At 36.5% G+C, this 12,827-nt stretch carries 8 protein-coding genes, 1 pseudogene and 1 CRISPR repeat array; of the genes and pseudogenes, 7 read left to right on the top strand and 2 right to left on the bottom strand.

Annotated elements, in window-relative coordinates; all coding sequences use genetic code 11:
* Window position 1 precedes the first annotated feature (1 nt).
* From HMPREF1154_RS02855 to uvrB, 5 genes are all read left to right on the top strand, one after another.
* A complete protein-coding gene (locus HMPREF1154_RS02855; protein WP_009641090.1) occupies window positions 2-736 on the top strand; it encodes a glycosyltransferase in 735 nt (244 codons plus the stop codon).
* Complete coding sequence (locus tag HMPREF1154_RS02850; protein ID WP_009641070.1) at window positions 733-1,851, top strand: glycosyltransferase; 1,119 nt, start codon at window positions 733-735, stop codon at window positions 1,849-1,851. Before HMPREF1154_RS02855 ends, HMPREF1154_RS02850 begins: the two co-directional genes overlap by 4 nt.
* Window positions 1,852-1,898: 47 nt before the next feature.
* Window positions 1,899-2,453 carry a hypothetical protein gene (locus HMPREF1154_RS02845; protein ID WP_009641060.1) on the top strand — a complete coding sequence of 185 codons (555 nt, stop codon included), beginning with the start codon at window positions 1,899-1,901 and terminating at the stop codon, window positions 2,451-2,453.
* A 13-nt stretch (window positions 2,454-2,466) separates the two neighbouring features.
* Entirely contained in the window at window positions 2,467-3,627 is a 1,161-nt protein-coding gene (locus HMPREF1154_RS02840) for a metallophosphoesterase (RefSeq protein ID WP_034566799.1), read from the top strand.
* Window positions 3,628-3,735: 108 nt separating this feature from the next.
* Window positions 3,736-5,739 (top strand): excinuclease ABC subunit UvrB, encoded by a 2,004-nt coding sequence (gene uvrB, locus HMPREF1154_RS02835; protein WP_009641065.1) that lies wholly within the window; start codon window positions 3,736-3,738, stop codon window positions 5,737-5,739.
* Here the strand turns inward: uvrB and aroC are convergent.
* Both aroC and HMPREF1154_RS02825 read right to left on the bottom strand, forming a co-directional pair.
* Complete coding sequence (gene aroC, locus HMPREF1154_RS02830) at window positions 5,721-6,794, bottom strand: chorismate synthase (protein WP_009641068.1); 1,074 nt, start codon at window positions 6,792-6,794, stop codon at window positions 5,721-5,723. The genes uvrB and aroC overlap by 19 nt on opposite strands.
* Window positions 6,795-6,798: 4 nt before the next feature.
* Complete coding sequence (locus HMPREF1154_RS02825; protein WP_009641092.1) at window positions 6,799-7,407, bottom strand: IMPACT family protein; 609 nt, start codon at window positions 7,405-7,407, stop codon at window positions 6,799-6,801.
* Between the two features lie 222 nt (window positions 7,408-7,629).
* Between HMPREF1154_RS02825 and cas9 the strand changes: the two genes are divergently transcribed.
* Entirely contained in the window at window positions 7,630-11,943 is a 4,314-nt protein-coding gene (gene cas9 / locus HMPREF1154_RS02820; RefSeq protein WP_009641050.1) for a type II CRISPR RNA-guided endonuclease Cas9, read from the top strand.
* Window positions 11,944-11,972: 29 nt separating this feature from the next.
* Window positions 11,973-12,218, top strand: a pseudogene (locus HMPREF1154_RS02815) (CRISPR-associated endonuclease Cas1); the annotation flags it as partial.
* A gap of 271 nt (window positions 12,219-12,489) precedes the next feature.
* Window positions 12,490-12,827: a CRISPR direct-repeat array (repeat unit 38 nt; unit sequence GTTGTTTGAGGTCACAAAGTTACGAATTTGAAAGCAAC).

Raw genomic sequence — 12,827 nt, 5'->3', positions numbered from 1 at the left:
TATGTCAACTCCAAAGATTTCTGTTTGTATAGCTACCTACAATGGTGAAAAATACATAAAAGAGCAATTAGAATCTATTATACATCAATTAGATAAAGATGATGAAATCATTATATCTGATGATGGATCAAATGATAAAACTATCCAAATAATAGAAAACTTTAAAGATACTAGAATTAAAATTTTTAATCATTCTCCCAATAGAAAAACAAAATATAAATTTGATTTAACTACTCGAAATATAGAAAATGCTCTTTCTAAAGCACAAGGGGATTTTATTTTTTTAGCAGATCAAGATGATATTTGGATAAAAAACAAGGTTGAAAAAATAATACCTTTCTTTGAAAAATATAGTTTAATACTACATGATTGTACTATAATAAATGATTCCAAAAAGGTATTACATGAATCATATTTTAAATTAAATAAATCAAGAACAGGTGTTGTCAATAACCTTATAAAAAATTCCTATTTAGGATGCTGTATGGCTTTTAGGAAAAGTATTTTAAAAAAATCTATTCCTTTCCCTACATCTCCTATTCCACATGATATTTGGATAGGATTGATTGCTGAACTTAAAGAGAATGTTTTCTTTTGTAATGAAAAATTAATCCAATATAGAAGACATGAAAATAATTTGTCTTCATCGTCATCAAAAAGCAACAATTCTATTTATTTTAAATTAAAATATAGATTTTTTATTTTGAAAAATTTAATCAAAAAACTATTTATATGAAAATCTTACATATAGGAAAATTCTATCCTCCTTATTTTGGGGGGATTGAAAAGGTTAATTATGATATTGTAGAGGGTTTGAATACAAAAGGTATTCAAACGGATGTATTGTGTTCTAATCATACCAAGGGAAACTCTTTTTCAGAAATTCCCTATAAAATATATAGAACTCACACTTTAAAAGTTATAGCTTCTACCCCATTAAGTTATAGTCTTATAACAACTCTAAAGAAGATTCAAGACAATTATGATATTATCCATGTCCATTTACCTAATCCTATGGCTAACTTAGCTATCTTTCTTACACGTCCCAAGGGTAAAATTATTTTGCATTGGCATAGTGATATCATAAAACAAAAAAAATTATTAAAACTATATAGTCCTTTACAAACTTGGTTATTAAAGAGAGCTGATAAAATAGTTACTACTACCCCTACTTACTTAGAAGGTTCCAATACTTTAAAAAAATATAAAAATAAAATAGTATGTATTCCTATTGGTATTGATAACAACGAATTATTCATAGACCAAAATACTTTAAATAGCCTAAAAAACAAATATAAAGGATATAAAATAATTTTTAGCTTAGGAAGACTTGTTTATTATAAAGGTTTTGAATATTTAATAGAAACAGTAAAATCTTTACCCAATGATATTATCATTCTAATAGCAGGTATTGGCGAATTAAAAGAAAAATTACAAGAACACATTTCTAAACATAATTTACAAGATAGAGTAAAACTCTTAGGAAAAATCCCTTTTGAAGAGTTAGGAGCTTATTACCAGCTTTGTGATATATTTTGTCTCCCTTCTACCGAACGATCAGAAGCTTTTGGAGTAGTACAAATCGAAGCTATGGCTTTTGGAAAACCTGTTATTTCTACAAGTATCAAAGGTTCAGGGGTTGATTGGGTAAACCTCAATAATGTATCAGGTATTATAGTGCCTCCTAAAGATACTAACAGATTGACAGAAGCTATTATGGAATTACTTACTGATGAAAAGAAATATCAACTGTTATCAATAGGTGCTAAAAAAAGATATGAAGAAGTATTTACAAAAGATAAAATGGTAGATAGTTTTAAAAGTCTCTATTTAGAAATATTAGAATCTTAATCTATAATTCATATTATTTTCGTACCTTTGCCTCAAAATCTATACTTATGCAACTCACACAAAAGCTCAAACAAATCTTTATAAGTGATTTAGAAAAATACTCCCCTTTTATGGAGCAAGACTTGAAGAAATTGCTTATGAATGTCTCTATCCCTTATCTCAATGGTAAGGAGGTAGCGCATGTGGTGGCCTTTTGTTTTGAGTATGACTATGAGGATCTTACCATTTCCTTTTGGGCATTGGGAGAAAATAATGAAATTATCTCTGAAATACTCGAACTTCCTACCGAAAGGGACGAAAAACACTTCCCTTCGGATAAGTTTGTTGTAGAAGAAGAGGACTTGGAGGACTTATTATATGAAACAGAGCTGGAGGAAAACGAAATTGAGGATTTGCTTATTGAATACCGACAGGAAAAACTAGCTATCTTCACCAACTGGTTTATAGCTCGTTGGAAAAATGTTACCGAACAGCTTAATGTTACCATTGATGCCTATTTTTCTAAACTCAATGCTTTCTATAAGACAGATCTGAACACCTTAGAGCCTATCAGTTCAGAGGAAATTCAGGAGAAATATACAAATCCAGAAAATGAAATATAACACTTTATTACACATGAGAACATTTGCCCAGGTCTTTTGTTTAAGTTGGCTCTTTTTTTGCGGTAGCTTAGCTACAAATGCACAGACAAAAGGACATTTTTCCGATAAAAGATTACAAACAGACACTTCAATAGCAGGTTATGATGGGCCTTATATCTTTTATAATAAAGAAAAAGCCATCATAAAGCAGATTATTGAGAAGAAAGGGCAACCTACAAGTGTAAGTGAAGAACTGGCATATCCCATTGCTGGTAAGAAGCTTAAATGTTATGTGAATGACAAAGAGCATTTCTCTTTCAAGGTACAGGAATTACTACAAAACCAGCCTTCTGTATATGCCATGCCTGAGAAGCTCATTGCTATTTCTGATATAGAGGGGCGTTTTGAGGAGTTCAAGGACTTTCTCATTGCCAATAAGGTGATGGATAAGCACTACAAATGGACTTTTGGTAAAGGACATTTAGTTACTGTAGGTGATTTCTTTGATCGAGGTTTGTTAGTCACCCAAACACTTTGGCTTATTTATTCCTTGGAAGAACAAGCTGAAAAGGCAGGAGGCAAGGTGCACTTTATCCTTGGCAACCATGATCTTATGAATATGAACAATGATTTTCGCTATGTTCGTAAGAAATACCTTGAGAATGCCAAACTCATGGGACAAGAATATTATGATTTCTACAAACCTAATACAGAATTGGGGCGTTGGTTAGCTACTAAAAATATTCTGGAGAAAATAGGAGACTATATCTTTGTTCATGCAGGCATTTCCAAAGAGGTAAGTGATCTGAATATGGGGGTTGAGGGGATCAATAAGTATGCACGAGGCTACTATTTCCATAATAGAGAAGCAACATTAGGAACTGATCCCATAGGAAAAACCATCTATATGTTTGGTAAAAGTCCTATGTGGTATCGTGGTTATGGAAAGCAGACTATTGATAAAGCAGAATTTGCAGCCATTGCCAAAAATATGGATACTAAGAAATTTGTAATTGGGCATACTCTCCACGAATCAGTAACTTATCTTATGGATAAGCAAGTCATTGATCTTGATGTGCTCCATGCCAAAGGAATTACTCAGGGATTACTGATAGAAAATGGACAAGAATATATGGTAGATATTCATGGACAAAAGTCAGCTATCAAGGATCAAGCCAAAGAAGTTGATGATTAATTATTATATTTAAATTGTTTTTATTTACTCATGAACATGAAAAATCAATTTGGAATACTCTTTTGTTTATTCTGAGTTGATTTTTCCCCTTTATGAACATTACCTCAAATGAAATTCCAATTAGTATCCGATTTCAAGCCTATGGGCGACCAGCCTGCTGCTATTGCCTCTTTGGTCAATGGTATCAATGACCAAGAGAAATACCAAACGCTCTTGGGTGTTACAGGCTCTGGAAAGACCTTTACTATAGCCAATGTAGTGGAACAGGTACAGGTGCCTACTCTGGTCTTGGCCCATAATAAGACCCTTGCCGCTCAGCTCTATAGTGAGTTCAAGGCCTTCTTTCCGAACAATGCAGTGGAGTACTTTGTATCTTATTATGACTACTACCAGCCTGAGGCTTATATCCCTACAACTGGGGTGTATATAGAGAAGGATTTGTCTATCAATGAGGATATTGAGCGAATGCGCCTTAGTACTACCTCTTCTCTACTCTCTGGCCGCCGTGATGTGCTCGTGGTAGCGTCTGTCTCATGCTTATATGGTATCGGAAACCCCTTGGAGTTCCAGAAGAACGTCATTTCTATAGAGGAAGGACAAACACTCACGCGTACCAAGTTTATGCACCAACTTGTACAGAGTCTCTACGCACGCACCACAGCCGACTTCCTACATGGGAATTTCAGAGTAAAGGGCGATGTCATTGATGTCTTCCCTGGCTATAGCGAAACGCCTATTCGAGTACATTTCTTCGGCAATGAAATCGAACTGATAGAGACTTTTGACCGCGAGACAAATAAGACCATAGAGCGCTTGGAAAAGCTCAATATCTATCCCGCTAATATGTTTGTTACCTCTCCTGAAATACTACAAGCAGCTATCAGGGAGATTCAGGACGATTTGGTCAAGCAAATAGCGTTCTTTCAATCGGTAGGGAAAAACCTGGAAGCAAAGCGCTTGGAGGAGCGTACCAATTTTGACCTAGAGATGATACGTGAGTTGGGCTATTGCTCTGGAATAGAGAACTATTCCCGCTACTTGGACAGACGCCCTCCAGGGAGTCGCCCCTTCTGCCTGATAGACTATTTCCCTAAGGACTTCCTTATGGTGATAGACGAGAGCCACGCTACTGTTCCCCAAGTACGCGCTATGTATGGGGGCGATAGGAGCAGGAAAGAGAACTTAGTAGAATACGGATTCCGCCTTCCGGCAGCGATGGACAACCGTCCACTTAAGTTTGAAGAGTTCGAAGCGCTACAAAATCAGGTGATCTATGTCAGTGCTACCCCTGCGGATTACGAATTGCAGAAGTGTGGAGGTGTATATGTGGAACAAGTCATTCGCCCTACTGGTTTGCTCGACCCTAAGATAGAGGTACGCCCAAGCAAAAACCAAATAGATGACCTCTTAGAAGAAATACAGAAGTGTGTAGAGGAAGACCAACGTGTACTGGTAACCACGCTTACCAAGCGTATGGCGGAGGAGCTGACTAAGTACCTAACCAAGATGGAGGTACGTTGTCGCTATGTCCATAGTGATGTAGATACGCTGGAGCGTATCGAGATTATGCAAGATCTTAGAAAAGGGCTTTTTGATGTACTTATAGGAGTGAACCTGCTCAGGGAGGGATTAGACTTGCCTGAAGTATCCTTGGTTGCTATCTTGGACGCTGATAAAGAAGGCTTTTTGCGCTCGGCACGTTCCATGACCCAAACAGTAGGGCGTGCTGCTCGTAATATAGATGGCCGCGCTATTATGTATGCCGACAAAATGACTGATAGTATGCGCATTACCATTGAGGAAACCACCTACCGAAGGGAAAAACAGATGAACTACAACCTCACCCACGGTATTACCCCGCAGCCATTGCATAAGAAAATCGAGAATCCTCTTAGCAAAAGCCCTATTACGGAATTTCATTATGAAAATGCTCCGAAAAAGAAAGAACACTCCCCTACCAAGCCGATGAGCAGAGGAGAACTTGAGAAAGAAATACAACAGACTCGCAAGCTGATGGAAGCCGCTTCCAAAGAATTGGACTTCATTCAGGCGGCACACTACCGCGACCTACTCAAGGAACTCCAGGAAAAACTTCAAGCAAGCTCCTTATAGGCATTGTGTATCAAAAGATAATCAGCAAGCACCAAGGCAGACATCGCCTCTACGATGGGGACCGCACGAGGTACTACACAGGGGTCATGTCTGCCTTTTCCTTGGAACTGTACCACCTCCCCTGCCCTATTGATCGTCTCTTGCTCCTGCATAAGCGTTGCCACCGGCTTGAAGGCTACACGGAAATAGATATCCATTCCATTGGAAATGCCCCCTTGTATGCCCCCTGAGTAGTTGGTACGAGTCGTGCCATCAGGCAAGAATATATCGTTGTTCTGGCTTCCTCTTTTTCCAGTAGAAGCGAATCCTCCTCCGTAGTCAAAACCTTTTACTGCATTGATAGAAAGCATGGCCTTACCCAACTCAGCATGTAAGCGGTCAAAAACGGGTTCGCCCAATCCTACAGGCACGCCTTGTATTACACAAGAAACAATACCTCCAACTGTATCTCCGTCCTTGCGTACCTCCCTGATATAGGCTTCCATTTGTTCTGCCAGTACAGGATCTGGACAGCGTACGGGATTTTTTTCTATTTGGGAAAAATCAAGCAATTGGTAATCCTTTTCAGGCAATGCCAACTCCCCTACGGCTGATACATAGGCGGTAATTTTTATCCCTTTTAGGAACTGCTTGGCAATAGCTCCCGCCACTACGCGAACGGCTGTTTCTCGAGCTGAACTACGTCCGCCCCCGCGATAATCACGTAAGCCATATTTCTGCTCATAGACATAGTCTGCATGGGAGGGACGATATAAGTCCTTCAAATGGTCATAGTCCTGAGAATGTTGTTGGGTATTGGCTATGATAAATCCAATAGGTGCCCCTGTGGTCTTTCCCTCAAAAATACCCGAAAGAAACTGCACCTTATCAGCTTCCTTACGTTGGGTTACGATAGCCGACTGCCCAGGCCGACGCCTATCAAGCTCTCTCTGTATTTGCTCAAAGTCCAATGCGATTCCCGCAGGGCAACCATCAATTACGCCACCTATAGCTGCTCCGTGTGATTCGCCAAAGGTAGTGAGCCTAAAAAGATGCCCAAATGTATTTCCTGCCATAGTCCTAATCTTCTAATTTTTCAATAGTAACTTCATAAAGCTGCTCAAAAAGCTGTTCTACATAACTAGCCTCTGCCTTGCGCACCTCTATAAGAAGGGTGCAGTTCATCTCCATAGTCTGCGAAACAATGGTGAGATTCCTATCCTTAATAATTTTCATCACCTTATTCATATCCTTGTAATCAAAGACAATTTTGTAGGTAAGGTCAATGGTGCGTTCCTCTATTTCAGCCTCTTGAAGAGTGAGCTGAGCAGTGGTTTTGTAGGCAGTAATAAGACCGCTCACCCCCAACTTGATCCCACCAAAGTAGCGCACTACAATCAGTAGTACATTGGTTAGCTCAAAGGACTGTATCTGCCTATATATAGGTAGCCCTGCCGTTCCGCTGGGCTCTCCATCGTCATTCGCTCTATAGATAAATTGCTCTTTGCCCAACTGATAGGCATAACACCAGTGCCGTGCTGAAAAGTGTTCTTTCTTAATCGCCTCCAAGTGCTTTTTCACTTCCTCCTCCGTGGTAATAGGATACAAATAACCTATAAACTTACTGCTCTTATCCTTATAGATAATGTCAGTAACAGGCAGGCCAATAGTCTTATAGGTATCTGTCATAGGAGTGAAGAATGAATAGTGAAAGGTGAAAAATAAAGTGCAAAGATATAAAAACAACCCCTATATTGCTATAGGGGCTCCTTTAGATGTTTTCACAACGGAATAATCCTTATTGTGAGTTGCTTTCAAATATGGGACAAAAGTACAACATTTTTTTTTAAATAACAAACTTAAATGTAATTTTTTTTATTAAGTTTGTAGCGAATTAAACTTATTAAATATATGAAATATATAAAATACATATTAGGATTAGACATAGGTTCCAACTCCATTGGTTGGGCGCTTATTCAGCTAGATCTCTTGCAAAAAACAAAAAGAATTATTGCCACAGGAAGTAGAATTATTCCTATGGATCAGAAAGTTTTAAGTGATTTTGGAAAAGGAATTACTATTTCTCCGACTGCTCAAAGGACCTCCTATAGAAATGCACGACATTGTCGAGAACGGCATTTGCTACGTCGTGAACGTCTTCATAGGGTACTCCATATTTTAGGCTTCCTGCCTACTCACTATGATAAGCAGATTGATTTTTCAAAGAGATATGGTAAATTTGTAGATAATACAGAACCAAAAATAGCCTATAACGAAAGGAAATTCCTCTTTATGGATAGTTTTCAGGAGATGCTAGCTGATTTTAAAATACATCAGCCTGACTTATTCTATACTAAAAAGAATGGAGAAGAAAGCAAAATTCCCTATGACTGGACAATTTATTACCTTAGAAAGAAAGCGCTTTCAAGGAAAATTAGTAAAGAAGAATTGGCTTGGATTATTTTAAATTTCAACCAAAAGAGAGGGTATTATCAATTACGTGAAGAAGAAGAAGAAAATAAGGAGAATGATTTTGAGATTATTTCCTCTAAAATTATATCTGTTATTAAGAAAGATAAAGATAAAAAATATAATAAGTATTGGTATGATATAATTTTAGAAAATGGATTGGTATACCAAGCTGCTTTTTATAATGATTTTGTATATAACTGGATTAATCAAGATAGAGAATTCATAATAGAACGAATTTCCTTAAAGAATGGGACTGAAAAAGTAAAACTTTCATATCTACCTACTTTCGATGAAATTGATAAGATGGATAAGAAAGAACAGGATAAATACTACAAAAAGATAAAAATTAAAACCGAAAATAGTATTGGAAATAAAACAGTAGGATGCTATATCTATGATCATATTCTGCAAAACCCTAATGAAAAAATCAAAGGGAAATTAGTCCGTACCATTGAACGAAAATATTACAAAGAAGAGCTAAAGGCTATTTTAGAAAAACAAGTAGCTCTACAGCCTGAACTATTTACAGATCAATTGTTTGCCGATTGTATTCGAGAACTCTATAGCAAGAATGAAGCACAACAGCGAAATCTTGCAGCAAGAGATTTTGTACATTTGTTTGTAGAAGATATCATTTTCTACCAACGTTCTTTGCGCCGCCAGAAATCAACTCTTGCTAATTGTAGTTTGGAGTCTCGTTCCTATATAGATAAGGATAGCCATACTCGTAAAGAAGCCCCTTTGAAGGTATGTCCCAAATCTAACCCTTATTATCAAGAGTTTAGAGTACTCCAATGGTTACAAAACCTCAAAATATACGAGATAGATACCGATCAGGAAGTGACCCATGAATTTATAAAGACCTTAGAAGACAAACAGCAATTCTTTGATTTCCTGATGAATCAGAAAGAGATTGATTGTGAGGAATTACTAAAGTATTTCCTCAACCAGACCTATCCAAACGCCAGAGAAAAAGCACTAAAGAGTGAGCTGAAGAAATGGAAAGATACTTATCGCTGGAACTATGTATATGATATAGGAGAAAAATCATCCAAGAAATATCCTATGAATGAGACCAGATATGAGCTTAAGCGACATTTAGAAAAAGTAGCCAACTTACCTGATGATTTCCTTTCCTCAGAGGTAGAATACCTGCTATGGCATTTGATCTATTCGGTTAAAGATAAGGTCGCATATGAGAAAGGTCTAAAGACATTTGCACAAAAACATCACTTAGATAAAGATTCTTTTGTAGAGAGTTTCAAGAAATTCAAACCCTACCCGAGTGAATATGGTAGTTTTTCTGAAAAAGCTATCCGAAAACTACTTCCTCTGATGCGTTTTGGCTCTTATTGGGACTTCAACCATATAGATAAGAATACTCAAAAGCGTATAGAAGACCTTATCACAGGAGTAGAAAATGAAGAAATACGTACTATTCTCCGAGAAAAAGCCGAAAAGTATCAGCTTGAAAAGGAAACTGATTTTCAAGACTTACCTCTTTGGCTGGCTCAATATATTGTCTATAACCGACATGCTGAGGCTTCTTCTCTTGAGAAATGGACTTCAGTAAATGATTTGGAGACCTACCTCAATGAGTTCAAGCAATATTCGCTTAGAAACCCTATAGTAGAACAGGTAGTTATGGAAACCTTACGTGTAGTCAGAGATATTTGGCAACAATATGGACAAGGACAAGCCAGTTTCTTTGATGAAATTCATATAGAACTCGGAAGAGAGCTTAAGAAAACCGCTAAAGAAAGAGAAAAACTATCCAAACAAAACCAAAAGAATGAAGATATCAATTTATCTATTAAGGAAAAACTTAAAGAATTGGAAAAGTATAATACAAGAGCTTACTCTATTACACATCAGGAAAAATATAAACTATGGTTGGAACAGAAACATATATCCCCTTACACAGGACAGATTATCTCCCCCGAAAATCTCTTTACAGATAATTATGAAATAGAACATATTATCCCACAAAGTCGATTTTTCGACGATAGTCTTTCTAATAAAGTCGTCTGTGAATCTATTGTAAATAAAGCTCCTTACAAAGACCGGCAATTAGGTTTAGAATTCATTAAAAATCAAGGAGGAAGAATAGTTAAAGAACTCTCCACGGAAAATAAAACCATAAAAATATTTACCGAGGAACAATACAGAACATTTATAAAGGAACATTATAGTAACAACCCTGAAAAAACAAAGAAACTTCTTTTAGAAGAAATTCCTGAAAAAATGGTTGCTCGCCAAATGAATGATACGTGCTACATCAGTAAGTTTATTTCGGAAATTCTTTCTAAGATAGTACGTTCAGATGAGCAAGACGAAGGGGTTCATTCCAAAAATGTTATTCTATGCACAGGTAAGATTACCTCCGCTCTTAAGCAAGATTGGGGCGTAAATGATGTATGGAATGACCTTATTTTGCCTCGTTTTGAGCGAATGAATGACCTTACCCAGAGTACGCTCTTTACGACCTATAATGAAAAATACCAAAAATATCTACCCACTGTCCCTATGGAATATAGTAATGGTTTCCAAAAGAAGCGTATAGACCACCGTCATCACGCTATGGATGCTATTATCATTGCTTGTGCTACCAGAGAGCATATTAACTATATAAATAACCAACATGCTTTAGAAAAAGGAAAAGATAAAAAGGAAAAACAAAAAGAACATGATAAACTTAGAGAAAAACTTTGCATCAAAAAGGACAATAAAGGAAGTGAAGAAAATTATAGTTGGATATTCAAAAAACCTTGGGATACCTTTACTCAAGAAGTACAAGCTGCCTTAGAAGGTATTGTAGTAAGTTTCAAGCAAAACCTACGTGTGATTAACAAGGCCACCAACTATTATGAACGTTGGGTAGAAGAAAATGGTAAGTATATTAAGAAAATGGTCAAGCAGGAGGGTACTAACTGGGCTATCCGAAAACCTCTGCATGAGGAAACCATTTCAGGTAAAATTTATTTAGATAGAGAGGAAATAACTAAGAATGATATACTTACTGCTACTAGAAAAACTGTTGATAGTAGTTTTGATGAAAAAAGAATAAAAAAAATTACAGACACAGGGATTCAAAAGATACTACTTAATTATCTTAAGTATAAAGGAAGTCCAGAAATAGCCTTTTCTCCCGAAGGATTAGAAGAACTTAATAAAAATTTATCTATTTATAATGATGGGAAGCCTCACAAACCTATCTATAAAGTAAGAATCTATGAAAAGGGAAGTGGTCGATTTGCGTTAGGAGAAAAAGGTAGAAAATATAAAAAATACGTACAGGGAGCTCCTAATCTATATTTTGGCATATATCAAGGGGCTAACAAGCGTTCCTTTGCTACCATTCCGCTCAATGAAGTGATTGAACGACAGAAACAAGGACGCCCTTCTATTCCTGAATATAATGAAAAAGGAGATCCCTTACTCTTTAGCCTCTCTCCCAATGACTTGGTATATGTCCCTGTAGAAGGCGAAATCATAGAGGATATTGATTTTCAAAATCTTTCTAAGGAACAAAAAGAAAGGATATATAATGTAAATGATTTTTCTTCTACTTGTTATTTTACGCCTAATAGAATTGCAAAAGCTATTTTTCCTAAGGAAGTTGATTTGCAAAGAAAAGGAGATAAATTACCTGGTTCTTATGATACTAAAACAGCAAGTCTGGAAGGAATTCAAATAAAAGAAGTCTGTATCAAACTAAAAATAGACCGTTTAGGAAATATTAGTAAAGCATAAGATTTTTACTCATCTAATATCAATAAGCTATGTTGTACCGTTCTATTTATATAGGTAACCCTGCTTATTTGAAGCTGAAAGACAAACAATTAAAGGTTACCGACCCAGAAAGTAAAGAAGAAAAAGGCAGTATCCCTATAGAAGATATAGGGCTACTGATGCTTGACCATTACCAAATCACTCTCTCCCACCAGCTAATACAGGAACTGATGAAAAACAATGTGATCCTTATCAGCTGTGATGAACGGCACCTCCCCTTGGCAAGGAGAATGCCCAGGTACATATCAACCGTGTCAAGCAATGGCTCCCTGAATTTGGAAAAGTAGCCATATTGACTATCACTGACAAGCAATTTGAAGGAATAGAGATCTTCTATTGTCAATCAAAGAAAGATCCTTCTAAAGATTGTATCCAGCTCACTCTTTTTTAAATTTTAGAAAACAAAAAACCTTCCTTTTTATTCCTAAGATAGAATAGAAAAGAAGGTTTTTTCTTTTTGAACTTTTGTAATAACCTACAGACAATCAATCCTTTTTAAAGATTGAGGTTGTTTGAGGTCACAAAGTTACGAATTTGAAAGCAACTCACAACCCCAAAAATCATGACAAATTTGTATCCACTGTTGTTTGAGGTCACAAAGTTACGAATTTGAAAGCAACTCACAACTTGCCATGGCATCAAATTCGTTTCTCCATAGTTGTTTGAGGTCACAAAGTTACGAATTTGAAAGCAACTCACAACTACATTTCCTACAAGGGGTTATTTACTTATGTTGTTTTGAGGTCACAAAGTTACGAATTTGAAAGCAACTCACAACACGTGTGTGGAGCTGTCTTTTACCTTAGTGTTGTTTGAGGTCACAAAGTTACGAATTTGAAAGCAAC

Source organism: Capnocytophaga sp. CM59 (genome assembly GCF_000293175.1).
Taxonomy (GTDB): Bacteria; Bacteroidota; Bacteroidia; order Flavobacteriales; family Flavobacteriaceae; genus Capnocytophaga; species Capnocytophaga granulosa.
The sequence above is the reverse complement of the archived record's forward strand: the minus strand, read 5'-3'. Positions and strand labels throughout refer to the sequence as shown.